Here is a 24907-nt window from a genome sequence, read left to right as displayed (position 1 = left end):
GCCGGCCGCGGCCCCAGCGCCCACGGCCGCTCCGGCCGAAAGCTGGGGGCCGCCCGCGATCAAGCCGCTGGCGATCCCGGGGGCGAAGAGCCCCAGGCCAAGCAGGCACAGCGAGGCCAGCACCACGGCCAGGGCCTCCTCGATCGTCGGCTGACTGGAGGAGAAGCCGGCGGTGAATTGCGCAAACAGCGTCGAGCCGATGCCGACCACGACGGCCAGCACCATGACCTTTACGCCGGAGGCCACGACCGCCCCGAGCACGCGCTCGGCGAGGAAGGCGGTCTTGCCAAAGAGCCCCCAGGGCATCAGCACGAAGCCGCACAGGGTCGTCAGCTTGAACTCGATCAGCGTCACGAAGAGCTGGACCGCCAGGACGAAGAAGCTCAGCACGACGATCAGCCAGGCCACCAGCAGGATGGCGATCTGGATGAAATTCTCGAAGAAGGCGACATAGCCCATCAGGCCCGAAATGCTCTCCAGCAGCGGGCGGCCAGCATCGATCCCAGCCTGGGCGACACGGCCGGGACGAAGAAGGTCGGCGGCGGCGAAGCCGGTCCCGGACGCCTTCAGGCCAAGGCCCGCGAAGCTCTCGAAGATGATCCTGGCCAGGGCGTTCCAGTTGCCGATCAGATAGGCGAAGGCCCCGATGAAGAGCGTCTTGCGGATCAGGCGCGCGATGACGTCCTCGCCTTCGCCCAGGCTCCAGAAGACTGCGGCCAGGGTGACGTCGATGACGATCAGGGTCGTGGCGATGAACGCCACCTCGCCGCCGAGCAGGCCAAACCCGGAGTCGATATAGGCGGTGAAGACGCCCAGGAACCGGTCGATGACGCCTGGCCCCTCCATCAGCGCTTGGCCTCCGCCCCGCCCAGGAAGCGCGTGCGCGCATCGGCCCAGGCCTTCAGGCAGGTCGGCTCTTGCGCGCCTGCCGCGCCGAGCGCCTGGCATCGCGCCAGTTCGGCCTGGTGGACCTTGGGATAGGCGGGCGCGGCGATCACCGGCGCCGGCGGCGGGGCGGGCGTCTTGCGTCCGGCCTCGAGCACGGTGACCAGAACGACCAGGGCGGCCAGGCCGATCGCGCCCAGGCGGAAAGCCAGGCGCGCGCTCATGGCTGGTTGAACATCTTGGCCGAGCCGGGCTGATAGCCGGTTCCGGGCGTCAGGAAGCGCCGAAGCTGTTCGCGGGCCTGGTCCTGCGCGGCCGCGCGCTGCGCCGCCTCCAGGGTCTGGGCCCGGCCCGAGGCGGCCAGCAGGGTGATCAGGTCCGAAAGCTGCTGAGACTGTAGCGCGAGAAGCTGGTTGCCCGCCTGCGCGGCCTGCAGAGCGCCGCTTGCCGATTGGCTGGCGCTCACCAGGACGCTCATCTCCGAACGGGCCTGGTCGAGATTGCCAACGACGCCGGCCTGCACCTTTAAGGCGTCTTGGAAGGCGCCTACGCTGTTGGCCCAGCGCGTGCGGGCGTCGGCCACCAGGTCAAGATCGCCGGCGCTCAGATCGGCGGACCGATAGGCGGCCTTGAACGCCGCCTCGATATCGCTGACCCGCATCGCCAGGCCCTTGGCCTCGTCGACCAGGGCGCGGGTGCGCTGCAACTGGTTCTGCAGCGTATCCAGCGCCGAGTAGGGCAGCGTGGTCAGGTTGCGGGCCTGGTTGACGAGCGACTGGGCCTGGTTCTGAAGGCTGGTGATCTGGTTGTTGATCTGCTGCAGCGAACGGGTCGCGGTCAGCAGGTTCTGGGCGTAGTTGGACGGGTCGAAGACGGTTAACTGCGCGAGCGCGACGGCCGGAGCCGACGCGAGGACGCTGACCGCCAGCAGCAGCCGGCGACGAGCAAGGCGCGGGGTCATGACAGAATCTCCTGTGGCAGGGTCGAGAGAAGGTCGGCCGCCCAGTCGAGTCCCCGCTCCACGAGCCAAGCTTGCGCGAAGCCGTCAGGACCGGCGCTGGCCAGGACACGGTCCATGGCGGCGTGATCGCTCTTTGAAGACGCCGCAGCGAAGGCCAGGGCCACTTCGCCCAGCCCCAGCTCGAAGAGGCGGTCGCCCACCGGCGACTGGCAGTAGTAGTCGCGCTTGGGCGTGGCCCGGGCGAGGATTTCGATCTGCCGGGCGTTGAGGCCGAAGCTTCGGTAGACCTCGGCGATCTGCGGTTCCAGAGCCCGGGCGTTGGGCAGGAACAGGCGCGTAGGGCAGCTTTCGATGATCGCCGGCGCGATCGTGCTGCCCTCGATGTCGGCCAGGGATTGGGTGGCGAAGACGACGCTGGCGTTTTTCTTGCGCAGGGTCTTGAGCCACTCGCGCACCTGGCCGGCGAACAGCGGATCATCCAGCGCCAGCCAGCCCTCGTCGATGATCACCAGGGTCGGCCGACCGTCCAGCCGCGCCTCGATGCGGTGGAAAAGATAGGACAGCACCGCCGCCGCGCCGGGCGTGCCGACCAGCCCCTCGATCTCGTAGGCTTCCAGATCGGCGACGCCGAGATTCTCATGATCGGCGTCCAGCAGCCGGCCCGCCGGTCCGCCCAGACAGTAGGGCGACAACGCCAGCTTCAGCGGCGCGTCCTGAAGAAGCGCCGCCAGCCCCGCCAGGCTTCGCTGATCGAGCGGTGTGCTGGCCAGGGCGTCCAGAGCCGACCACAGGTGCTGGCGCCCTTCGGGGCCCGGCGCGGCGCTCTCGCGGGTGAGCAGGGCCGTGAGCCAGTCGAGCGCCCAAGCCCGTTCGGCCAGATTATCGACGCGCGCCAGCGGCTGGAGAGCGGGCGCGCCGTCCGCGCCCAGATCATGGAACCGTCCGGCCATGGCCAGCACCGCAGCCCGGATCGAGCCCCCGAAGTCGAAGGCGAAGATCTGGGCGCCGGCGTAGCGGCGAAACGATAGGGCGAGGACGGCCAGCAGCACCGACTTGCCCGCCCCGGTTGGTCCCACCACCAGGGCATGGCCGACATCGCCGACGTGGAGCGAAAACCGGAAGGGCGTGGAGCCGTCGGTGCGCGCCTGGAGCAGCGGCGGGCCACCAAGGTGCGCGTCGCCGTTCGGCCCGGCCCACACCGCCGAGAGCGGCATCATGTGGGCGAGGTTGACCGTCGAAATCGGCGGCTGACGGACGTTGGCGTAGACCTGGCCCGGCAGGCTGCCAAGCCAGGCCTCCACGGCGTTCAGGCTTTCGGGGATGACCGTGAAGTCCCGTCCTTGGATGACCTTCTCGACGAGACGAAGCTTGTCGTTGGCGACCCTCGGATCGGCGTCCCAGACCACCACGCTTGCGGTGACGAAGGCCTGGGCGACGTCATCGGCGCCCAGATCCTGCAGAGCCGCATCAGCGTCGGCGGCCTTGTTGGCTGCATCGGTGTCGACCAGCGAGGAGGCCTCGTTGGTCATCACCTCCTTGAGAATGGCGCTGATCGACTTGCGCTTGGCGAACCATTGCCTGCGGATCTTCGAGAGCAGTTTGACCGCGTCGGTCTTGTCGAGCATCAGCGCCCGCGTCGACCAGCGGTAAGGAATGGCCAGCCGGTTCAGCTCGTCGAGAATTCCGGGGAAGGTCACGCTCGGAAAGCCGATCACGGTGAGCACCCGCAGGTGCTGGTCGCCCAGGCGTGGCTCCAGACCGCCGATCAGCGGCTGGGTGGCCAAGAGCACGTCCAGGTGCATCGGCGTCTCGGGCACGCGAACCGTCTGGCGCGTGGTCGAGACCGCGCCATGCAGGAACGTCAGCGTCGCCGCATCGTCCAGCCAGGCGGCCAGGGGCATGAAGCCCTCAATCAGCTGCAGGACGCGATCCGTCCGTTGAATGAAGCCTTGGGCCTCCTCCCAGGCGTCGGGTCCTCGTGAGGCCCGTCCCTCGAACATCAGCGCCCCCAGGCGCGAGACGTCCTCGGCGGGCGGGCGCCAGACGAAGGTCAGGTAGTAGCGGGACTCAAAGTGTGATCCGTCCTCGGCGAACTGTTCGCGCCGCTCCAGATCCACCAGCGCCGAAACCCGATCGGGAAATCGGCTCGCGGCGTAGCTGGGCGCCGGATCCCGTCTGGCCTCGACGAACAGCGCCCATCCCGAACCGAGCCGGCGCAGGGCGTTGTTCAGCCGCGCCGTCGTCGCCGTCAGCTCGGCCAGGGTGGCGCTGTCGAGATCCGGGCCGCGAAAGCGGGCGGTCCGCTGAAGACTGCCGTCCTTGTTGAGAACGACCCCTTCTGCGACCAGCGCCGCCCACGGCAGAAAATCGGCCAGGGCCGGGGTCCGGTCGCCATAGGCCTTGAGCGCCATCATCGGCTCAGACCCGCAAGTACGGCGGATAGCGCAGGTGGCGTCGTCCCACCTCGACGAACTGCACGTCGTAGCGCGCCGCCCAGACCGCCAGGCCGTGACCGATCATCCAGATGACCAGACCGACGATCCAGAGCCGAAGGCCCAGACCGATGGCGGCGGCGAGCGTGCCGTTGGCGATCGCCACCGTGCGGGGCGCGCCGGCGAGCAGGATCGGCTCCAGCAGCGCGCGATGCACGACGGCGTGGTAGCCGGCGGGAATATCGCCGGGGCTCATGCGATCATCGCTCCGCCGCCGAACGAGAAGAACGACAGGAAGAAGCTGGAGGCGGCGAAGGCGATCGAAAGGCCGAACACGATCTGGATCAGGCGGCGAAACCCGCCCGACGTCTCGCCGAACGCCAGCGACAGCCCCGTCACGATGATCACGATCACCGCGACGATCTTGGCGACCGGCCCCTCGATCGATTCCAGGATCGATTGCAGGGGCGCTTCCCAGGGCATCGAGGAGCCCGCCGCCCTGGCCGGCAGCGCGTAGAGGAGGCCGCCGGCGGTGATGGCGGCGCAGCCGAGCCGATCGAGCATGGATCCGGCCAGCAGCCGGCGTTTGCGGCGCGCGGGCGCATGGGGCGAGGTCATTGCGGGTCTCCTAGGGGTGAGAGCACGTAGTCGCCGTCCGCGAGCGCCTCGACGACGACGAGGTCGGTGAGCCGGCGCGGGCCGTCGCGTCCGGACAGGACGGCGACGAGGTCGATGGTTTCGGCGATGAGGGCGCGCGGAACGGACGTCGCCGTCTCCTGGATCAGCTGCTCGAGCCGGCGCAGCGCCCCCAACGGCGTGCCGGCGTGGATGGTCGCCACCCCGCCCGGATGGCCCGTGCCCCAGGCCTTGATCAGGTCGAGCGCCTCGGGACCGCGTACCTCGCCGATGATGATCCGGTCAGGCCGCAGCCGAAGGGTCGAGCGCAGAAGCTCGGTCAGGGAGGCCACGCCCTCCTTGCTGCGCAAAGCCACCGTGTTGGCGGCTGGGCATCGCAACTCGATCGTGTCTTCGATCAGCACGATCCGCTCGTCGCGCTCGGCCAGTTCGGCGAGCAAGGCGTTGGCCAGGGTGGTCTTGCCGCTGGAGGTGGCGCCGGCGATGAGGATGTTCTTGCGATCGGCGATCGCGGCCTTGAGCAGCCGGGCCTGGCGCTGATCCATCATATGGGCCCTGACATAGTCGGCCAGTCGCAGGGCCTGGATCGCCGGCTTGCGGATGGCGAAGATCGGCGCCGTGACCACCGGCGGCAGCAGGCCCTCGAAGCGCTCGCCGCCCTCGGGCAGTTCGGCCGAAACCCTGGGGCTTCGGGCGTGAACCTCGACGCCGACATGGTGAGCCACGAGACGGACGATCCGCTCGGCGTCGGCGGCGCCGAGGATCGCGTCGGTCGCAAGTAGCCCCTCGCCCAGCCGCTCCACCCAGAGCCGGCCATCGGGATTGAGCATCACCTCGACCACATCGGCCTCGGCGAGCCAGGCGCTGATCGTCGGCCCCAGCGCGGTGCGCAGCATGCGCTGACTGCGCTGCGCGGGTTCGCGAGCAAGGGGATGAAGGGACACGACAGAGCCTCGGCGTCGAGCGGAGGCTCACTAGAGAAGGCCGCCGTCCAGGTCGCGCAACAAGCGCTTTGGGTCGAGCGAGGTATGGCGCGCAAAGACAGGCGATGGCGTAGGAGGGCCGGGTTTGCGTAGAGCCGGCAGTGCGGAGACCCGGAAAAACGCCCGTGGTTCAGCTTGCCCAAGGTGGTGGGCGCGGTGATGGTGCTCACATGGTTGAGCGCATGGATTTCACCGACAAGATCAGGGCGCTTGTGATCACCGAACTGGCCCTGGCCAATCGCGATCCAGAGCGGGTCGAACAGGTGATCGCGCGGCTGGCCGAATTGCTCGCCGCCGCGCTGGTGGTGGCGCACCGCGATGATCAGCGGGCGCTGGATCAGAGGTGCTCGGCCCTCGAAGCCCAGATACACCGCGAGGCCGTTCTCAAGCTTGAGATGTTGCGGGCCCTGGGCGCGGATCGATGGGACGAAGAGCCCCCGACCTAGGGCTCGACCAGATCATCGGGCTGGGTCGCGGCGATATCCTGCGACAATGTCTTGCCCTTGGCGATCCGTCGGCCGAGCGCGGCCAGGAAGTTGTCGTAGCGCTCACGTCCCTTGGCTTGCTGGGCGGCCAGGGCCGCTTCAGGAAGGGCCAGGGTGTTGGCCAGCCAGAACCGGACGAAGAGGCCGATCGCCTCACTGGCGATGAGACCTTGCTGCTCGAGACGATCGGCTTGGCGCGAGAGGCGATCCAGGCGCCGGCTGAGCGCCGCCTCAAGCTGTTCAGCGCCGTCGGGCGACAGGAAGGACTCCAGCGCGGCCTCAACGACCAGCGCCTGGGAAATGCGCTTTCGCAGCGCATAGTCCGCCAGACGCCGCGCCAGGCCCGGTGGAAGGCGAAAGGTGTGCTTGCTGCGCATGTCTAAAGCTCCACGCCATCGTCCGGATCGAGCGCCGCCAACCTCGCCGTTCCCGACATCCGCCGATCAAGACGCGTAGCCGCGGCGTCGAGGTCTCCCTCCGCCCCGCCGTCCTCGAAGGCGAACTCGTCGGCGAAGCTGGCGGGCTCGGTCAGGGACGAGGCCAGATCGAGCGCGCGCGGCGAAGGTCCTTCGCCATCGCTCTCGCCGAGGGAGGAGCCGCCGACGGGACCAGCGTCGTGAGCCGGGACCGCGCGCCCGCACCAATCGTCGGGGCGCGGCTCCACGGCCCGCCAGGGTGAGGGCGGCGGCAAGATCCGCCGCGCCAGGCGCGGATCCTCAAAGTAGCGCGCCTTGCGGGCCCGGATCGGCGCGGAGCCGGCCAGCATGACCACCTCGTCGTCGGCCGGCAGTTGCATGATCTCGCCGGGCGTCAGCAGGGGGCGGGGCGATTCCGCCTTGGAGACCATCAGATGGCCAAGCCAGGGCGAGAGCCTGTGGCCCGCATAGTTGCGCATGGCCCGCTCCTCGGTCGCCGTACCCAAGGCGTCGGAGATGCGCTTGGCGGTGCGCTCGTCATTGGTGGCGAAGCAGACGCGCACATGACAGTTGTCGAGAATGGCGTTGTTGGGCCCGTAGGCGCGCTCGACCTGGTTGAGCGATTGGGTGATCAGGAACGCCTTGACCCCGTAGCCGGCCATGAACGCCAGCGTGCTCTCCAGGAAATCGAGGCGGCCTAGGACGGGCAGCTCGTCGAGCATGAGCAGAAGGCGCTGGCGCTCGTCCACGCCGTGCAGGCTCTCGGTGAGGCGGCGAACGATCTGGTTCAGGATCAGCCGAATGAGCGGTTTGGTGCGGCTGACGTCCGAGGGCGGGACGACGAGATAGAGCGAGCACGGCCCGCCCTCGACAAGATCGGCGATGCGCCAGTCGCATCGCGCCGTCACCCGCGCCACGACCGGATCGCGGTAGAGGCCCAGGAAGGTCATGGCCGTGGACAGCACCCCGGAGCGCTCGTTGTCGCTCTTGTTCAGAAGCTCGCGCGCGGCGCTGGCGACGACGGGGTGAGGTCCGTCCTCGCCCAGATGCGGGGTGCGCATCATCACCGCCAGGGTCTGTTCGATCGTGCGCTTGGGGTCCGAGAGGAAGGTGGCCACGCCGGCCAGGGTCTTGTCGGTCTCGGCGTAGAGCACATGCAGGATCGCGCCGACCAAGAGCGCGTGGCTGGTTTTTTCCCAATGGCTGCGCTTGTCGAGCGAGCCTTCTGGATCAACCAGAATGTCGGCCACGTTCTGGACGTCGCGCACCTCGTTCTCGCCGCGGCGCACCTCCAGGAGCGGGTTGTAGGCTGACGAACCCTGGTCGGTGGGATCGAACAGCAGCACCCGGCCAAGGCTCGCCCGAAAGCCCGCCGTCAGCGTCCAGTTCTCGCCCTTGATGTCATGGACGATCGTCGAGCCGGGCCAGGTCAGGAGGCTAGGCACGACCAGGCCGACGCCCTTGCCCGAACGCGTCGGGGCAAAGCAGAGAACGTGCTCTGGCCCTTGGTGGCGAAGATAGTCTTGGTCATGGCGCCCGAGCACGACGCCTTGGTCGCCGAGCAGGCCCGCTTGGCGGATTTCCTGGGGCGAAGCCCACCGCGCGGTGCCGAACGTGCCGGCCCGCCCTCGTTCGCGGGCGCGCCAGACCGACAGCAAGATGGCCGCGCCCGCTGAGAGCAGGCCGCCGCTGGCCGCCACCGCCGCGCCCCGCAGGAAGATCGCTGGCGCGTAGGCGTCGAAGGCGAACCACCACCAGAAGAAGGCCGGCGGCGGGTAGACGCGGTAGTGCGCCAGGACAAACCAGGGCGCACCCAGCTCTGGCTGGTGGCCGAGCGCGTGGGCGGTGATCTGGGTCGCCGTCCAGGTCGTGACCAGAACGGTCCCGGCCACGACGGCGATGGGCAGCCAGAGGATTCTGGTCGGCGACACGGTCGTCTCCACACAGGCGGAGACAGACCAATTGCGTCAGGAAGGCAGGACGCCAGGGGCAAAAAGCGCGCGTCGTGCGCTGGCGTGCAAAGACAGGCGGCGGCGTAGATCCGATCTTTGACGACGCGGGGGCGGCGCGCTAACCGATGGAGGCCTTGGTCGGGGAGCCTAGCGGCATGTCCAAGCGCTCGCGCCAAAACCCTGGGGGTCCTCGCACGACTTTTCCAACTCCCCGACTACGGTCGTCAGCCTTGAATGAGAGTCGTCGCGGGCTCGAGCCAAATATTCTGACTGCCCACGCAAATCGCCTAGACTCCACGCATTGCGTGGGCATACTCTCATGTGCGTGGAGGTGATCATGGCAGATTTGGAAGCCTTGTCGTCGCAGGACATTCGGCTTTTCCGCACCGAGCTCGACATGACTCGTGCTGAACTCGCCAGCCGCTTGGGCGCGGGTGTGCGCACTGTTGAGGACTGGGAGGCCGGACGGCGCACGGCGCCGGTCATGCTCCGCCTGGCGCTCGCGGCGCTGGCCAGGGAAGTTCCACCCTGGCAACCTGCGCCTGCCTTGACCCCTGAAGCCAGCGTCGAGGATGCAGAGCGGGCCGTCTCGGTGATCCTTGCCCGGCTCGGGGACGAGAGAGCTTCGCGGTTCACCGATCGCTACCAGGACCTTGTAAGGGCTGAAGCGACACCGGCCGAGCGGGTGCTTTGTGGTCACCTGATCGGCTTTGAAGATGGCTACAACACCGCCGATCTCTGCGAGGCGTGGAGCAGTTGGCCTCAAAAGGGTTGGCGGACGAGCTACGTATTCTGGCCCACGATGCACGGCGTCACCCCGACCGTCGGGATAGAGTGCCGACATGAAGACAAGGTCCGGGAGTTGGCGATCTTCGTAGATCAGCGTCGCCCCGGCGAACGGCTCCCCGAGAAGCTACGCATCGAGACGGCTTTGGTGGCGCGAGGCGTTCGCGTTCTATCGTTCAGCGCCGCTGACGTGCTGACCGATGGCGAGCGCTGTAAACGCACCATCGAAGTGGTCGTGTCCGAGATGGTCGATGAAGTCCTCTATGAAGACGGGCAGATCGCAAAGCCTTGGAAACGCCCGGAGCATCGATAGGTGTGGCGACTTAGCGTTCGGCGCACCTCGGCTATCAGGCAGAGATGTCGCCTTCCTGGGATGGGCGGGTGGCTCCTAGATCGCCGATGAGCCCGACAAGGCGCGCTCAAGGCAAGTGACGATCGCCTCGCCGGTAAAGGGCTTCTGCAGGAAGCACGCCGCGCCCAGCTCAAGCCCGCGTTGTTGGGTGCGCGCGTCGTCGAAGGCGGTGATCAGGATGACGGGGGTGGCGACGCCGCGGTCGGTGAGCGCGATCTTGAGGTCAAAGCCGCTGAGGCCCGGCATCTGAACATCGCTGATGACGCAGTCGGCAGCGGTGACCTGGTCCGAGCCGAGGAAAGCCGCGGCGGAGTCAAAGCTTGCGATCCCGTAGCCCAGCGACCGGATCAGCGCTTCGAGCGACGTGCGGACCGCCTCGTCGTCATCGACCACGCAAATCAACGGAACTTGCGACACCAGGGCATCCTCTGTTGCGCGTCGACCGCGGGAGGAGGCTGGCGACAACGACGCCGCCTAGGTGCCTGAAGCGGGCGCGCCGGGAAATAATACTCGGGTGTATGGCGCTATGACGCAGCCGCCGCTTTCAGGTCCAGCAGTTCGGCCAGGCGCGCGAACTCGAGCATCGACTTGGCGCCCATCTTCCGCATCGCCGTGCTGCGATGGATTTTCACGGTCACTTCCGACAAGCCGATCTCAAAGGCGATCTGCTTGCTCATCAGACCCGTGGCGACCAGGCCCATCACTTGGCGTTCGCGCGGGGTCAGGGTCTCGTAGCGTTGGCGCGCCTCATCAACGCCGCTCTGCTCGTGGCGCTGGGCGTCGTCCTTGGCGATGGCGGCCATGACCGCGTCGAGCATGTCCTGGTCGCGAAAAGGCTTGGCCAGGAAGTCGATGGCGCCGGCCTTCATGCCCCGAACGGTCATGGGAATATCGCCATGCCCGGTCATCAGCACCACCGGCATGCGGATGTCGGCCGCGTTGAGCTGGCTCTGGAAGTCGAGCCCGCTGACGCCCGGCAACCGGATATCCAAGACAAGGCATCCTTTGTCATGCGCATGTCCGGACTTGAAGAAGTCCTGGGCGGTGGAAAAGAGGCGGGTTTGCAGGCCGACGGAGCGGAACAGGCTGTCGAGCGCGTCTCGGACAGCGGCGTCGTCATCAACGATGTGGACAGTGGGCTCGGACATTTGCCTGATAGCTGGACCACCCATCGCGCGCCGTCAATAAAGGCGCGCAACCTTTGGTGAGGATGATGTTGAAGGCCTTCGACGCCGCCGAACAGACTGGCGCCTCGCCCGAAGACCTGCGCGCCATCACCAACGCCGTGCCGGCCTTGATCTCGTTTTTCGACGCCGACCATGTCTGCCGGTTCGCCAACGACTTCCACCGAGAATGGTACGGCCGGGCGCCCGAGGAGCTCGTCGGCAAGCCGATGCTCGACTTCATCGGCCCCGACCTCTACGCGTCCCGTCGTCCGTTTCTCGACCGCGTCGCGGCCGGCGAGCAAGTGGCCTTCGACGCGGTGGTTCCGCACCGCGACGGCGGCGTGCGTGACGCAGCGATCCGCTACGTGCCCAAGATGGGGCCTTCGGGGTTCGAGGGGTTCTACATCCTGGTGTTCGACGTCGCTCGGCGAAAGCAGGAGCTGGCGGGCATGCTCGACCTGGCTCACGACGCTATCTTCGTGCGCGACCTGCACGACAACATCACCTTCTGGAACCAGGGTTCGCAGGAACTCTATGGCTACGGCCGTGAGATCGCTCGGCTCTCCAACGCCCACGACCTGCTTCAATCCCACTTTCCCTCGCCCCTTGAGGAAATCAACGCCCAGCTGCTGGCCACCGACCAGTGGCAAGGCGAAGTCACCCGCCGTCTGGCCGACGGCCGCGAGGCGGTGATCTCCACGCGCTGGTCGCTGCGTCGTGACGAGACCGGCACGCCTGTCGAGATCCTTGAGACCGGACGCGACATCACCGAAAGCCGTCGCGCCGAGGACGCTTTGAGGCGCAGTGAGTACCGCTTCCGCAACGTCTTCCACGCCATGAGCGTGTCGTTCTGGGAGCTGGATTTCTCGGCCCTCGCCGGCATCCTGGGCCGGCTGAAGGCCCAGGGCGTGACGGACCTGCGTGGCCACATCGCGGACCATCCCGGTTTCGTGCGCGAGATGATGGAGTGCAGCCAGGTCGTCGACGTCAACGACAAGTCGCTGCAGCTCTTCAACGCCACCCGCGACCAGCTGGTCGGGCCCGTGGCGCGGTTCTGGCCGCCGGCGAGCGAGCACATCTTCGCCGCCAGCGTCATGGCCTCCTTGGAGCGCAAATCCCACTTCGAGGCGGAGACCAAGTTTCGCACCCATGACGGGCGCGACTTCGATGGCCTGTTCACCTGCTGCTTTCCCCGCGAGCATCTGCCTCGCGGCACGACGCTGGTGGGCATCATCGACATTTCCGATCGGATCCGCGCCCAAGAAGATCTCCAGCGCGTGCAGTCCGAGCTTGCCCACGCCGCGCGGATCTCGACCCTGGGCGAACTGACCGCCTCGATCGCCCATGAGGTCAACCAACCGCTTACCGCCATCGTGACCAACGGCGAGGCGGGCATGCGCTGGCTGCGGCGCGACACGCCCGATCTGGAAGAGGTGCGCAAGGCTATCGATCGCATGATCGGTGAAGCCACCCGCGCTTCAGGCATTATCGGGCGGATCCGGACCATGGCCGTCAAGGGCGAGCCCGAGAAGGTCAGGGTCGAGGTCAACGGCCTGGTCGAGGACGCCACCCTGCTCGTCCGCCGTGAACTGGCGGCTCATGACGTGGCGCTGCAGCTGCAGTTGGCGCCCGATCTGCCCGAGGTGGACGCCGATCGCGTGCAACTGCAGCAGGTCGTGGTCAATCTGATGGTCAACGCCGTGCAGGCGATGGCCGAGGCCGGCGGCGTCGATCGCAACCTAACGATCCGCACGGCCCAGGATCACGGCCATGTGGTGATGTCGGTCAGCGACACGGGCCCCGGTGTCGCGCCAGAACGCCGCGACCAGCTCTTCAACGCCTTCTACACCACCAAGGCCAGCGGCATGGGCATGGGCCTTTCGATCTGCAAAACGATCATCGAGGCCCATGGCGGCGACATCGCCGTTGATGACGGCCCAGCGCGCGGCGCGACCTTCCGCCTGCGTCTGCCCGCCTTTCAGGCGGCCGATGCATCCGCGCCTTCCGCCCTTCTGGAGACCCGGTGAAGGCGCCGGGCTTCCTCTAGCAGCCAGACGACATTTTCCCTGGCGTCCAGCCATCCCCAGGATGGGATTTCGTTGCTCAGGGTGTCGATAGCGGTGTCGTGGTCGTAACAACCGTAGCGCACGAGATGGTCGTACTGGCCGGAGACATAGACGGCGAGCGACCAGTGGCGGCGGAAGCGCTCGACCGCCTCGGTCAAGGCCGCCGCGTTGCGAGCCGCCTGCAGCACGGCGTCGTAATCGACGTCATGGCGCTGGTTGGGGCCAACGGCCAGGATCGCCGCGCGAAGATCATCGACCGTGAGCACCTGGCCCGACAGCCCCTGGTGGCGCGTGCGGAACACCGTGACGATCTCCCGGCAGTCCTGGCATATCAGCACTTGGCGTTGGTGACTGATGACGAGCGCGGCCTCCTCGTCCCGCCGGTAGAGCTGGCCCTTGTCGGTTTCCGCAACGAAGTCCTCGAAGCCGTGGATACGGGCGGTCCATCGCCCCTTGTTGGATTGGCGACAGATCGCCCGCTTGCCGCGCTCGCAGACCGCACAGCACCAATCGGGGCCGGCGTCGCGCCACGGCGGTGAAAGCTGATGCTCAGCGTCGAGGGCCGCGAACTCAGCGTCGGTTGGGGCGGCGGTGCGCTTGCGACGTTTGTTGGCGATCGAAGACCCCACACCGCCGGCGCGGCACGATCGGCTCCAGATCTCGCCCGCGATTCTATTGGGGTCGATCCGGCCGCGGCTCGAGGCGACCAACAATGCGGTCAGGGGCTCGGCGGCGCCCGGCTGACGCGGATCCAGAAACTCGCCGTGTTCCTTGAGCAGATCGCCCGCGAGCAGGCGTTCGCCCAGGAGGCTCGCCAAGGCCAGGCGTCCCTCGAACGCGGGACGCACCTCCTCCCAGACCCGTCGGGCGGCCTCGAGGTCGACCTCGTGCATGCGATTGGCTTCGATGGCGATGAAGCGGCGGATTTCCAACGGCGAGAAGCTGAAAGGATCCGGAACGACGTCCTTGAGCTTCAGCTTGGCCTTGCCCTCGGCGGTGTTGCAGTCGGTGCAGAGGGTTTGTGGCCCGAAGCGCTCGATCAGGTTCTTGCAGGCGCTGACGCCGGCGTGCCAACGCCGTCGCAGCGCTTCGTCAGCCTCGATGGGTGGGCGACAGGCCGCGAACAGCTTTTCGGCGTGATCGCGCAGGTGGTCATGGTGGAAGTCGAGCTGGCAGAGGAGAATGCCGGCCGGCGTCAGGCGCGCGATCTCAGACTTGCTCCGCCGACAACAAGGGCAGGTCCAGCGCGTGGAGCGCAAGGCCCAGGCGGCGTTGAGGTTAAGATCGCTGGCTCCAAAGTGCTTCATCAGCCAACGCGTCTGACGGCTCCAGGCGCCATCATTGTGCGGCAGAAGCTCTTCGAGCGCCTCGTCGCTGATCGTCGTGAAGTCCGGGATCTCGATGTTCACCACCAGCGCCGTCATGCCCGTCCCCGATCTGATCGAGGTCTAGCTTGGCGGTGTTCGGGCAAGGTTCAAGATGCCCGCAAGGGGCCTGCGTCCGCTTCTGTCACCGGCGCACGCGGGGAAAGGTCAGGGTGACCAGCGCGCCGATCGTCGTGAACCGTCGAACTATGGTTCCACCCAGCTCCTGGGCGAGCGCGTCGATGATCCGCCAGCCGCGACCGGGGCGCGGCTGGCCAAGGCAGCCCCCGTTGTCGGCGACCCTGCAACGGACCTCGTCATCCTCGGTGAGGTCCACGCTGACACGTATGGAACCCTGGCAGACCAGATCGCCATGGCGCACGGCGTTGGTGACGAGTTCGCTGACCACGAGGCCCACGCGCCAGCAGCGTTCAGCCTCCAGCGCCACGGGGGCGTCGACAAAGGTCAGCTGGATCTCGCGCTCTTCCAGGGTTGTTCGCACCAGGCTGGCGCAAAGGTACTGCAGATAGATCGACAGGTCGATGACGTCGGGCGTGACAGGGGGCTGCAGCGCGCGATGGGTCTCGGCCTGCCGATGAAGGCGGGCCGCCGCGGCGTTGAGGGCCGCGCGCGCCTCGGGGCTGGGGTTTCGCGACGCCTCCCGCGAGAGGCTCGCCACGGCCAGGGCGTAGTCGTTGGCCACGCGATGGGACAGCTCATCGACGAAGAGCCAGGCGGCTTGCTGTCCCGTCCTGGGCTGGGCGCTGGGAAACATCTGCGTGCGGCTCCGGTAAACGCGATCCGGGGCGGATCGTCCGTGTCACGCGAGACCCTGGCAGACCCGCTGTCGCCGATCTTGAATACGAACGCGTCGAATAGGATCGCCGGCTGTCGCGCTCAGCAGGCGCAGGGACGCGGCGTGGTCTGCGCGCGCAGGAGACGCGCGACCATCACGGCGCCGAGGATGACCAGCGCTCCGGTCGCGACGATCAAGGCCAGGGTCTGCCACGGTATCGTCAGCGCGTGGGACACGCCGCGTCCGGCCAGATAGCCCGGGAGCAGAAAGGCGGCGACCCACACCACGCCCGACAGCGCATTGGCGATGTGGAAGCGCAGAACCGGCATGGCCATCATGCCGGCCATGATCGGCACGAAGGCCCGCAGAGGGCCGCCGAACCGGCCCACGAAGAGAGTCGCGACGCCGTACTTCTGGGTCGCCGTCCGCGTCTTGGCCAAGAGGGTCTGGTGGCGGGAGAGCCAAGGATGGGCCAGGGCGCGATCGCCCAGGCGCCGGCCAAGCGCATAGGACGCCGCATCGCCGAGGATCGCGCCGAGCAGGGCGAAGGCCACGACCTGGGTCGCGTCCAGAACGCCGGCGGCCACCAGACCTCCGGCGACCACGAGCAGGACCGTGGCGGGCAAGAAGGCGCCCACCACCACTATGGACTCGCCGAACGTGATAAGCCCCACGATCGGACCCGCCCAGGCGCGGTGTTCGGCGATGAAGCTCGAAACGGTGTGGGCGAACCCGTCCATCATGGTGTCCTCGGGGGAGCAGCGTTCAGGCGCTGCGCCGGTGGAATGCGCCCGTAAGCGCGGTTGATGAAGCCGAATAAAATTGTCCGCTTTGTTCGATATTTTAGAACGGAGAGCGATCGCCTGATGATGTTCGCGTCTTGTCGCCGGTTCTTGGAGGATCGCGCGATCAACGGGATAGATCGCGCGGCGCTTATGCGCCGGGGACCGTTCCCATCCGTCCGGCCTGGTAGTCGCCGATCGCCCGTCGCACCTCTTCCTGCGTGTTCATGACGAACGGGCCGTAGCGCAGGATCGGCGCATCCAGACGATCGCCGCCCAGCACGAGGAGTTCCGTGCCCGCGCTGGCCGAAAGGACCAGGGCATGCCCCGCGCCCAGTCGCGCCAGTTCCCCGGCCTGCACCGATTGGGCTGCGGCCCCGACGAGCGCCGAGCCGAGCATGACATAGACCGCCAGTTCCTGGCTCGTCGTGGGCACGACCAGGGCGTCGTCGGCGTCGAAGGAGACGTGCAGGGCGAACGGCGCGCCGAACGTCTCGATGGGTCCCTTGATCGGACCCACCTGGCCGGCCACCAATCGCGCCCGCGTCGCGCCGCCCTCCGACGGCAGGAGCGGGATCGCCGCGGCGTCGACGTGGCGATAGGTGGGGTCGATGTGCTTGGAGCCCGTGGGCAGGTTGATCCACAGCTGCACGCCGTGGGTGCTGTCGCCGGCGCGCATAGCCGCGACATCAGGCTGCTCGTCGTGGACGACGCCGCGCCCGGCGCGCATCCACTGCACGTCGCCCGGCGACATGGTGCTGGCGTTGCCCAGGCTGTCCTTGTGTCGCATCCGTCCCCCGATCAGGAGGGTCAGGGTCTCGATGCCGGCATGGGGATGGGCCGAGGCGCCCTTGGCCTTGGCCGGATCGAAGGCGATGGGCCCGAAGTGATCCAGGAAGATGAACGGCCCGACGCTTTCATAGCCTTGACCTGGAACGGCGCGCAACACGTCGACACCGTCGCCTTCGAGGGTGTGGAAGGCGCGGTGGCGGCTTTTGATCTCTCGGACGGGCGACATGGCGGGCTCCTTGGGAACCCTCAGGTGGCGCTCGCCAGCGACGTTTTCACCGCGGAAAAACTCGAAGGCGTTGTTCGAGATTTCCGAAGGGTCGGCCGGGGCGTCATCAGCGCCCCGTTAGCGCCAGGACAGGGCGCGGCGGCGGCGAAAACGCCTGGCCAGCAGCCTGACCGCGGTCACGAAGACGAGAAACTTCCAGATCTCGGCAAAGATGTTGGTGCGACCCACGACACGGTTCCTTCGATGAGCCCGCAGCGACGCGCCGCGAGAAGGCCGCCATCTGCGCTCTGAGGACCTGGCCGAGACAGCCGAATAAAGTCCGAGAAACCGTTCGGGAAAATCGAACGGACCTAGCCGATCTTGATGAGATTGTGGGTGATCAGCGCGCCGCCGAATTGTTGCAGGCGCCCGCCTTCGGCGATCTTGCCCAGGATCACCGGGAAGAAGCCCAAGGCCGTGGCCAGCCTGCTGATTTCCTTGTTGGCGTTGTCGTCGTCGCCGGCCAGGAACAGCACCCTGTGTCCGCCAGCGAACTCCGGCGCGGCGGCGAGCACCGCGGCCGGGAGGGTGTTGAAGCCCTTGACCAGCCGCGCGCCCACCGCGGCCTCGGCGACGACCTCGGACGACAGCCGGCCGCCAAGGTCGGTCGGGGTGAAGTTGGTGAAGTTGATGGCGTTGGTGGCGTCGACAACGATGCGGCCTTTCCAGTCGGGCACCTGCCCAAGGATGACGGGCGCGGCCGCGAAAGGCGCGGCGAAGAGCACGATGTCGGCGGCGAGCGCTTGGTCCAGTTCGACCGGCCAAATGACGTCGCCCAGCTCCTGGACCAGCGGCTGGATCGAAGCCGCGCCGCGGCTGTTGGCGATCTGGACGCCGAGCCCCTTGGCGGCGAAGCGACGCGCGAGCGCCGAGCCGATCGCGCCCGAGCCGACGATGGCGATGGTCATGACAAAGGATCCTTTCACAAGCGCGGGGAATGTGCGGATCAGCGAGCCCGCCGCCTTGGACGCCTCGTCGATATTTGACGCGCTCGGCGGGAACCGGCGGGCGTGTGGCTTGCCGGAACGCCTGACCTTCGCCAAGTCTCGAACCTACGACGATGTCGAACAAACACCGCGCAAACATTCGAGATTTTCGATGAATGATCCGGGCAACCCAACCCTCGATCAGCTGAACATCCTGCTCGCCGTGGTCGATGGCGGCAGCTTCGGCGCGGCGGCCCGACAGCTTCGACGCGCGCCGTCGGTCGTCAGCTACGGCGTGGCCAACCTCGAGGCCCAGCTGGGCGTGGTGCTCTTTGATCGCGACAACAGCAAGCGCCCGATCCTGACGGACGCGGGTCGCGCTGTCGTCGCCGAGGCGCGATCCATCGTCGAAGGCGTTTCCGGGCTAAAGGCCAAGGTCAAGGACCTCGCACGGGGCATCGAGCCCGAGGTGCTCTTGGCGCTCGATGTGATGCTGCCCGCAGATCGCGTCGTGGACGCCTTGCGGGCGTTTAGAGAAACCTACCCGGCGGTGACCTTGCGTCTCTACACAGAGGCCTTGGGCGCGGTCACGGACATGGTGCTCACCGGGCGTGCGACGCTCGGCGTCAGCGGCCCGCTCGACGTCAGCGCCACGGGCATCGAGCGCATTGGCGTGGGATCGGTTGCCCTCGTCCCTGTTGCAGCGCCCGATCATCCTCTGGCGCGGGCCGGCCGCAACCATCCTGGCGCGGGCCGCGATCACATTCAGCTCGTTCTGACCGATCGCTCCGCCCTGACGGAAGGCCAGGATTTCGCCGTGGTCGGTAATCGCACCTGGCGCCTGGCGGACCTGGGATCCAAGCACATGCTCCTGCGCGAGGGGATCGGCTGGGGCAACATGCCAGAGCCGATGGTTCGCGAAGATCTCGCCAGCGGCCGGCTCGTCGTCCTCGACATGCCCGACGCTCAGGGCGGTCCCTACCGGTTGCAGGCCATCTATCGCAGCGACAGCCCGCCCGGGCCGGCGGCGAGCTTCCTCATCCGCCGCTTCGAGCTTCAGGTTGCTTCGTCATCGGGCGGCCAGGCCTTGGATTAAACCGGCCAGGCCCATTCCATACTCGGGTATGAGGCGGCCAAACACGGGAAGGCCCCGCGACACGCACGGGTGCAATGGCGGCGCGCGGTGGGCCTGAGGAACAGTGATCCCAGCTTCGGAGCCCGCCAGGGCGCGTCAGTAAGGGATCACCCTCATGTCCTTCCTCGCCATCGACACCGCCCGCGCCGCCCCCGCTTCGGGGCTTGTGGCCATGCAGATCCTGGACGGCGAGCGCCGCAGCTTTGCCGACCTCCAGGAGGTGCTCGAAGCGCTCGACAGGACGCTCGACCCCCAAGCGGCGATGGCGCGGGCCTTGGTGGCCAAGGCGTCGGCGATCGTTTCGACCGCTACGGCGCCCAACGCCGAGCGCTTCACTAGCGGCGGACTTTCGCCCTGGCAGGTCCGCAAGCTGCGCAAGCACATCGAGGCCAACCTCGACACGCCGCTGAGCAATACCGAGCTGAGCGCACTGGTCTCCTTGAGCCCCAGCCACTTTGGCAAGGCGTTCAAGATCAGCTTTGGCGACACGCCGCACGCCTACATCAACCACCGTCGCCTCGAAGCGGCCAAGACCATGATGCTGGTCGGCCATGAGCCCCTGAGCCAGATCGCCTATCAATGCGGCTTTGCCGACCAGTCGCATCTTTGCCGCCTTTTCCGACGCGCCACGGGCGCATCGCCGAAGGCCTGGCGCCGTCAGCATCTGCTGGCGGCCTAGTCTGATCAGCGAGGGCCTATGATCAGTGGCGGGTCTTGGATTGGGCCAGCAAGTCGGCCATCCGGGTTCGCATCGCGTCAGCCCAGTCTTCGTAGTCGTTGGCGGCAAGCACCTCTTCCAGCTCCGTCTGGAGCGCCAAGGTCGCGTTATGGCCCATCCAGCCGTCACGCAGACTTTCGCGCCAGGCGTTGAACAGGGCTGTTGCGGGAACCGGGCCGAGCACGAAGGCGTCGGGGGCGTCGTCGGAGATGATCCCGTCTTCAAAGAGGTAATCGACGGCCTCGCCCATGTCGGGCGCCGCGCGATGGGTTTCGACCCAGTCGACGACGTCCTTGATCCGCTCGAAGAACGCCAGATGGGACTCGCTGGGCACTGGCTTGAGACTGCCCACGCCCAGACAGGCGGCGAAGAAGATGTTGCCGGCGACTTCGGGGCGTTCGCGCACCCGTTTTTTCAGTTCCAGATAGCCGCTGTGCTCATCGATCACGGTCGAGCGTTCCAACATGGCCTCGCCGCACGCCGCCGCCAGATCAATACCCATCTCGTCGCGCGGAGACGCCCAGAGCAACTGATCCAAGCGATCGACGTCGCCCTGATCGCCCTCGCTTTCGAGCCAGTCCCGAAGGTAGAGCCCCGCGGACGCGACAGCCGCGGCGACCTCCTCGAACTCCTCGCCGCCACGGAAGAGTTGCAGCATCGTCAGCAGTCGATCGAAGATCGCTTGCGCGGCTTTGGGATCGTCGATGGCGAGATGGCGGTCGATGATCACCTCGCCCATGTAGGCCAGCTGTCGGCCTTCGACCCAGTCGCCCGTCCTTTGCCGCCAAGCCTCGCACCGTTCATCGAAGATCCCGACCGCTTGCGAAAGCGCGGCCGCCGGCAAGTACGCGACGTAGATGGTCCGCGCTTGAGCAAGATCGCCAGCAACCTCGGATGACGGGTGGTGTTCCAAGATCGGCGCGAGCGCGTCGAAGAGCGCCCGAGATTGCGCGGGATGCGAGGCGAGGATGTGCGGAAAGCCGCGTTGGAGGATCGTGATGAAGGCCCTTTGAACATGCTCCGGCGCTGTCGGGGGCGGCGGGGTCGTCAGTGAGGTCTCCATGACCTCGTTGGGAAAATCCTCGATCGCTCGCGCGCAGAAGGCCGCAAAATGGTCCGCTGACTTTTGGAAGCGTTGATTGCGATCGGCCGCGAGCCTGAGAAGTTCGGCGGGGGCTGAGTCGAAGGGCGTGCGCGGGCGCAGCATTTCCAAAGCCAGCCACTCACCCACGATGTCTGGTTCAAGCGGTGTGATCCTGAAGGCATCGCTTCGCCCGGTGATGGCGGCGATGAGCTGATCGTTGTAGGCGCCCTCGTGGAACGGCATGAGCGGACTGGCCAGGTCGAGCCCGTCTTGGGGCAGATCCAGCGAACCGGTCATGGTCGCCAGAACGCAGGCGGCCACGTGCTGGCGCTGCTCCTCGTCTGACCGCGCCAGTGTTCGCCAATGGCGGCGCTCGCGCGCCAGGATGTCGTGCAAGAGACCGTTTCGATCCAGGCTTCGCAGGTCGCGTCCCGCTCTTAGGGCGTCGCCGGCCAACGCCGCGAACAGGGGACGCTTGAGAGGATCCAACCCCTCGACGGCCTTGGAGATTGTTTCGGCGCGATCAGAGTTTTCGCCGGCCAGATGGCGAACAATCGCCACCACGTCTTGCCCGGCAAGCGGGGGGAGCTTGAGGTAGTTGGAGCCAAGCGTGCCCCGATACTGCTGCATGAACCGTTCGTGGCCGTCGCAGAAGCGCGGCCACCAAGGCCCTTCGTGACCGTTCCGATCCAACAGCAGCAGACGGATGGTCGTATTCAAGTCTCTGGCCGCCGCCCGCTCGCAGAGCGTCCGCACGATTTGGCCGACCGCGTCTGGATTTTCGCCCGCATAGTCGATCACCATCAGGGTCGGTTGGGCCGGGTTGAAGCGCGTGAAGTTGTCGGGCTTGGAAAAGCTTGAGGCCATCGGTAGGAACCCGGCCGACCATCCGTCCATCTGGGCCTGAAGGCACAGTTCAAGACCAAGCCGGCTCTTTCCGCCGCCGCCAGGACCGGTCAACAGGGTCCAGCTGAACCGGTCATCGGCGCGCGTCCAAGCGCTCAGCGCCGACATCTCTTTGGCCCGGCCGATCAGCGGCACGCGATCTTGCGCCGCGAAGTAGAAGAGGCGGCCGCTCGCATCGTCTTGGCCGGGGAGGAACAGCGGCGGGCTGAAAGACTCCAGGGCGCCGCTGGCGACACGCCGAAACTGGTCAGTGCTTAGGGTGATGCTGGCAGTGGCCTCAATGAGCTCATCAAGGTTGGCCGACGAGAGGGGGCTGGCCTCGTGGCGAGACGCAACCTCCAGAAGGCGGACGACAATGGCGTCCACGACGCGCTGGGCCTCATTCTGCATCAGATGAAGGCCTGGTCGTTGGCGAATGCGGCCAGCCAACTGATGGCGACGCTCCTCAAGGGTATCGCCGCCGAGGCTCCACGTCACACTGCACAGCAGATCTCGCCGGAGTACGTCGTCGCTGGCCTCCCGCAGCCAGGCGCCGAAGGCTGGGGCCAAGTCCAGCTGCTGTAGCGCCTGACGGATAGGCTCTGGATCATCGCCAGCGGCGGCGCTGCGCCAATAGTCGAGCCCCTTCAGGCGGGAGGGAAACGAAAGGCCGACCTCACGGCCCGCGCGTCCGGTAGAGAGGTAGCAGGTGGTGACGCGCAGATCCGGGTTGGCCGTTCGCATGGACCACCAACCGTTCAACATTTTCACGACGCCGGGATGGCGCAGGGTGACCGTCCGGCCTTCCTCATTCTTGGCCTGCACGAGCGCCAGCGCGCCCCTGGCCACGACCGCGTAGTCTTCCGCCACCTCGACGAGCAACGTCTCGTTGGTCTTGAGAGAGACCCAGGCGAGCGCGGTCGCATAGAGCTGGTAGGAATAGCCTTGGAGGGCGGCGATCGCTCGCCGGGCCAGCTGGTCGTCCGCCAGCGCGATCCCCCCTATGGTGTCCATCAGTCGCCCCCTGGACAAACCTTGGTCTGCTTCGCGGCCGCGAGGCAACCAGGGTTAGGCTGCGACTGCGGGGGCTTTAGGCCGGTTTGATCTCGTCGAAAGATTTCACGCCCAACTGCTGGAACAGCACCAGGCCGTGGGGCAAGCCCCAGTGCGCCGTGATCCTGCGCTGTCGGACCTCGACGATGTCCATGATCGGAAAGGCGATCTGTCGTCCGGTCGGGGCTAGGCCCATGAAGGTGGCCTTGTGCGTGCCGCGATAGGTCTTGAACGAGGCGACGCGGCCATCGGCGACCACCTGTAGGTGGACCTCGGCCCGGAAGTCGGGGAAGGCGTCGCGGAAGGTGTGATAGATGCGCCGCGCGCCGGCCTTGTCGGGCGAGTAGCCCGGAAACGGCGTGTGATCGACGAAGTCCGGATCAAACAGTTCCTCGAACAACGCGAAGTCGCCGCCGCTCTGCACCTCGGCGATCAGTCGTCCGACGATGGCGCGCGCTTCGGCGTCCTGGGCGGTGTCGGTTTGGGGCGAGGCCGAAGCGCCCGGCGCGGCCATCAGGGCGGCCAGACCGCCGGCGGATCCTACGAGGGCTCGGCGGGCGGGATCGAACGGGAGGCGGCTAGTCATAGGGGGTGTCCTTGGATCGCCCGGGGGCGGCGCGGAGAACCCAAGGCCTAGCCCGGAGGGTCGCGTGCGTTATTGGATCATCCGGCGTCGAAGGGGCGGCGCGAGCGAGGAAGCCCGCGCCGCCCCAGGCGTCGGCTACTCGGCGGCCACGGCCTGGGCCTCGGCGTTTGACGAGGCGCGTCCGCCGGCCAGACCGATCAGCAGGCCGGTGGCGACGGCGGAAGCCGCGGCGACCCACATGGCGCTGACGACGCCAGCGCGATCGACGACCAGACCGCCGACCAGCGCGCCCGCGCCGATCGAAAGCTGCGCCACCGAGACGAAGAGCGCCCCGACGTTCTCGAGGCGATCAGGCGCGGCGTTGAACATCCAGGTCTGCATGGTGATCGGCAGCATGCCGAACGCCAGACCCCAGGCGAGCACGGCGATCACCGCAGCGATCGGATTGGCGCCGGTCAGGGCCAGGAGCGCCACCGAGCCAGCGGTCAGGATCGCCATGGCGATGACCGAGACCCGCACGTCGCGGCTGGCGATCCAGCCGCCGACGATGTTGCCCAGGAATCCCGTCACGCCATAGCCCAGGAGCACCGCGCTGAGCGCGCCGGCCGTCACGCCGCTGACCTGATTGAGGAAGGGGGTGATGTAGGTGTACCCGGCGAACTGTCCGATGAAGATCAGCACGGCCGCCGCCGAGCCCAGCCGCACCTTGGGCAGGCGCATGACGTCGGGCAGGCCGCGCAGGCCTTGGCTCGATTGCGGCTTGATGCTGGGCAGAACGATCGACAGCGCCAAGGCCACGACGCCGGCCATGACGGCGGCGACCACGAAGGCCGAGCGCCACCCGAAGGCCTCGCCCAGCAGCGCTGCGGCCGGAACACCAGCCACGGTGCCCACAGATACGCCCGACAGGATCAGGGCCGAGGCCTTGGGGCCTTCCGCGCCCGGTCGCAGTCGCGGACCAAGCGATCCGCCGATGGTCCAGAAGCCGCCGACCGCCAGGCCCAGTAGCACACGGCCGATCAGCAGGGTCGTGAAGTTGGGCGCCAGGGCGACCACCAGGTTCGACAGCGCCAAGAGGCCCAGCAGGAACAGCAGGACCTTGCGGCGGTCGAAGCCGGCGGCAAGGCCGATGGTCGCCGGAGCGGCGACGGCGGCGACGAAGCCGGGCGTCATCACCGACAGACCCGCGACGCCTTCGGTCACGCCGAGGCTTTGGGCGATCTTGGGCAGCAGACCAACGGGTAGGAACTCGGTGGTGACCAGGGCGAAGGCGCCGACGCCGATCGTGGCGACGGCCAGCCAGGAGGCGGCCGGACCCTGGTGGTCGGCGGCGGCCTCGGACGTTGAGGGACCCATGGGGGACTCCGATGAGCGCCCCCGCCGATCGGCGGGGGCGTCGGC

Annotated in this window: 24 protein-coding genes; 5 read left to right on the top strand and 19 right to left on the bottom strand. The window is 67.3% G+C overall.

The features are described from left to right. The 7 genes from trbL to trbB all read right to left on the bottom strand — a co-directional run. A partial coding sequence (trbL, locus tag AC2YHT_RS20880; RefSeq protein ID WP_487291810.1) for a P-type conjugative transfer protein TrbL occupies nucleotides 1-846 on the bottom strand: 846 nt, incomplete at its 3' end. Beyond that, nucleotides 846-1109 (bottom strand): putative entry exclusion protein TrbK-alt, encoded by a 264-nt coding sequence (gene trbK-alt, locus AC2YHT_RS20875; RefSeq protein WP_487291809.1) that lies wholly within the window; start codon nucleotides 1107-1109, stop codon nucleotides 846-848. The genes trbL and trbK-alt, both read right to left, overlap by 1 nt. Further along, nucleotides 1106-1846, bottom strand: coding sequence for a P-type conjugative transfer protein TrbJ (gene trbJ / locus AC2YHT_RS20870; protein ID WP_487291808.1), 741 nt, complete (start codon nucleotides 1844-1846; stop codon nucleotides 1106-1108). Before trbJ ends, trbK-alt begins: the two co-directional genes overlap by 4 nt. Further along, nucleotides 1843-4260, bottom strand: coding sequence for a conjugal transfer protein TrbE (gene trbE / locus AC2YHT_RS20865; RefSeq protein WP_487291807.1), 2418 nt, complete (start codon nucleotides 4258-4260; stop codon nucleotides 1843-1845). Before trbE ends, trbJ begins: the two co-directional genes overlap by 4 nt. Nucleotides 4261-4264: 4 nt before the next feature. After that, on the bottom strand, nucleotides 4265-4534 hold the full coding sequence (locus AC2YHT_RS20860; RefSeq protein WP_487291806.1) for a VirB3 family type IV secretion system protein: 270 nt from the start codon (nucleotides 4532-4534) through the stop codon (nucleotides 4265-4267). Beyond that, a complete protein-coding gene (locus AC2YHT_RS20855) occupies nucleotides 4531-4842 on the bottom strand; it encodes a TrbC/VirB2 family type IV secretion system protein (RefSeq protein WP_487291813.1) in 312 nt (103 codons plus the stop codon). Before AC2YHT_RS20855 ends, AC2YHT_RS20860 begins: the two co-directional genes overlap by 4 nt. A 50-nt stretch (nucleotides 4843-4892) precedes the next feature. After that, nucleotides 4893-5810, bottom strand: coding sequence for a P-type conjugative transfer ATPase TrbB (gene trbB / locus AC2YHT_RS20850; RefSeq protein ID WP_487291805.1), 918 nt, complete (start codon nucleotides 5808-5810; stop codon nucleotides 4893-4895). Between the two features lie 269 nt (nucleotides 5811-6079). Here trbB and AC2YHT_RS20845 point away from each other — a divergent pair, with 269 nt between their 5' ends. Further along, on the top strand, nucleotides 6080-6343 hold the full coding sequence (locus tag AC2YHT_RS20845; RefSeq protein WP_487291804.1) for a hypothetical protein: 264 nt from the start codon (nucleotides 6080-6082) through the stop codon (nucleotides 6341-6343). Here AC2YHT_RS20845 and AC2YHT_RS20840 read toward each other — a convergent pair. Together AC2YHT_RS20840 and AC2YHT_RS20835 are read right to left on the bottom strand one after the other, a co-directional pair. Next, a complete protein-coding gene (locus AC2YHT_RS20840) occupies nucleotides 6340-6759 on the bottom strand; it encodes a CopG family transcriptional regulator (RefSeq protein ID WP_487291803.1) in 420 nt (139 codons plus the stop codon). The genes AC2YHT_RS20845 and AC2YHT_RS20840 overlap by 4 nt on opposite strands. Before the next feature lie 2 nt (nucleotides 6760-6761). Continuing rightward, the gene (locus AC2YHT_RS20835) at nucleotides 6762-8729 is read right to left on the bottom strand and encodes a conjugal transfer protein TraG (RefSeq protein ID WP_487291802.1); all 1968 of its coding nucleotides are present in this window, start codon (nucleotides 8727-8729) and stop codon (nucleotides 6762-6764) included. Nucleotides 8730-9087: 358 nt separating this feature from the next. Here AC2YHT_RS20835 and AC2YHT_RS20830 point away from each other — a divergent pair, with 358 nt between their 5' ends. Then, nucleotides 9088-9849: a helix-turn-helix domain-containing protein gene (locus AC2YHT_RS20830; RefSeq protein ID WP_487291801.1), complete on the top strand. Its 762-nt coding sequence runs from the start codon at nucleotides 9088-9090 to the stop codon at nucleotides 9847-9849. A gap of 75 nt (nucleotides 9850-9924) precedes the next feature. On the opposite strand, the gene AC2YHT_RS20825 is transcribed toward AC2YHT_RS20830, so the two are convergent. Both AC2YHT_RS20825 and AC2YHT_RS20820 read right to left on the bottom strand, forming a co-directional pair. Then, nucleotides 9925-10305, bottom strand: a complete 381-nt coding sequence (locus AC2YHT_RS20825) for a response regulator transcription factor (RefSeq protein ID WP_487291800.1) — start codon at nucleotides 10303-10305, stop codon at nucleotides 9925-9927. 107 nt (nucleotides 10306-10412) lie between these two features. After that, complete coding sequence (locus AC2YHT_RS20820; protein WP_487291799.1) at nucleotides 10413-11036, bottom strand: response regulator transcription factor; 624 nt, start codon at nucleotides 11034-11036, stop codon at nucleotides 10413-10415. Between the two features lie 65 nt (nucleotides 11037-11101). Here AC2YHT_RS20820 and AC2YHT_RS20815 point away from each other — a divergent pair, with 65 nt between their 5' ends. Beyond that, nucleotides 11102-13081 (top strand): PAS domain-containing protein, encoded by a 1980-nt coding sequence (locus tag AC2YHT_RS20815; protein WP_487291798.1) that lies wholly within the window; start codon nucleotides 11102-11104, stop codon nucleotides 13079-13081. Here AC2YHT_RS20815 and AC2YHT_RS20810 read toward each other — a convergent pair. The 5 genes from AC2YHT_RS20810 to AC2YHT_RS20790 form a co-directional block, all read right to left on the bottom strand. Then, nucleotides 13033-14544 (bottom strand): hypothetical protein, encoded by a 1512-nt coding sequence (locus AC2YHT_RS20810; RefSeq protein ID WP_487291797.1) that lies wholly within the window; start codon nucleotides 14542-14544, stop codon nucleotides 13033-13035. The genes AC2YHT_RS20815 and AC2YHT_RS20810 overlap by 49 nt on opposite strands. 85 nt (nucleotides 14545-14629) lie before the next feature. Next, nucleotides 14630-15259 (bottom strand): ATP-binding protein, encoded by a 630-nt coding sequence (locus AC2YHT_RS20805; protein WP_487291796.1) that lies wholly within the window; start codon nucleotides 15257-15259, stop codon nucleotides 14630-14632. 122 nt (nucleotides 15260-15381) lie between these two features. After that, entirely contained in the window at nucleotides 15382-16023 is a 642-nt protein-coding gene (locus AC2YHT_RS20800; RefSeq protein ID WP_487291795.1) for a DedA family protein, read from the bottom strand. A gap of 190 nt (nucleotides 16024-16213) precedes the next feature. Further along, complete coding sequence (locus AC2YHT_RS20795) at nucleotides 16214-17080, bottom strand: pirin family protein (RefSeq protein WP_487291794.1); 867 nt, start codon at nucleotides 17078-17080, stop codon at nucleotides 16214-16216. Nucleotides 17081-17430: 350 nt separating this feature from the next. After that, a complete protein-coding gene (locus AC2YHT_RS20790) occupies nucleotides 17431-18027 on the bottom strand; it encodes an NADPH-dependent F420 reductase (protein WP_487291793.1) in 597 nt (198 codons plus the stop codon). Here AC2YHT_RS20790 and AC2YHT_RS20785 point away from each other — a divergent pair. Beyond that, nucleotides 18014-19141 carry a LysR family transcriptional regulator gene (locus AC2YHT_RS20785; protein WP_487291792.1) on the top strand — a complete coding sequence of 376 codons (1128 nt, stop codon included), beginning with the start codon at nucleotides 18014-18016 and terminating at the stop codon, nucleotides 19139-19141. The genes AC2YHT_RS20790 and AC2YHT_RS20785 overlap by 14 nt on opposite strands. Nucleotides 19142-19295: 154 nt before the next feature. After that, nucleotides 19296-19859: a helix-turn-helix domain-containing protein gene (locus AC2YHT_RS20780; RefSeq protein ID WP_487291791.1), complete on the top strand. Its 564-nt coding sequence runs from the start codon at nucleotides 19296-19298 to the stop codon at nucleotides 19857-19859. A gap of 22 nt (nucleotides 19860-19881) precedes the next feature. Here AC2YHT_RS20780 and AC2YHT_RS20775 read toward each other — a convergent pair whose 3' ends face one another. The 3 genes from AC2YHT_RS20775 to AC2YHT_RS20765 all read right to left on the bottom strand — a co-directional run bounded on the left by AC2YHT_RS20775 (nucleotide 19882) and on the right by AC2YHT_RS20765 (nucleotide 24862). Next, nucleotides 19882-22881 carry a hypothetical protein gene (locus AC2YHT_RS20775; RefSeq protein WP_487291790.1) on the bottom strand — a complete coding sequence of 1000 codons (3000 nt, stop codon included), beginning with the start codon at nucleotides 22879-22881 and terminating at the stop codon, nucleotides 19882-19884. A 76-nt stretch (nucleotides 22882-22957) separates the two neighbouring features. Further along, a complete protein-coding gene (locus AC2YHT_RS20770; protein ID WP_487291789.1) occupies nucleotides 22958-23506 on the bottom strand; it encodes an ester cyclase in 549 nt (182 codons plus the stop codon). A gap of 135 nt (nucleotides 23507-23641) precedes the next feature. Then, on the bottom strand, nucleotides 23642-24862 hold the full coding sequence (locus tag AC2YHT_RS20765) for an MFS transporter (RefSeq protein WP_487291788.1): 1221 nt from the start codon (nucleotides 24860-24862) through the stop codon (nucleotides 23642-23644). Nucleotides 24863-24907 lie beyond the last annotated feature (45 nt).

Source organism: Caulobacter sp. SRI_008, from assembly GCF_057586355.1.
Note: the sequence above shows the minus strand (reverse complement) of the source record. Positions and strands in the feature narration are given on the sequence as shown.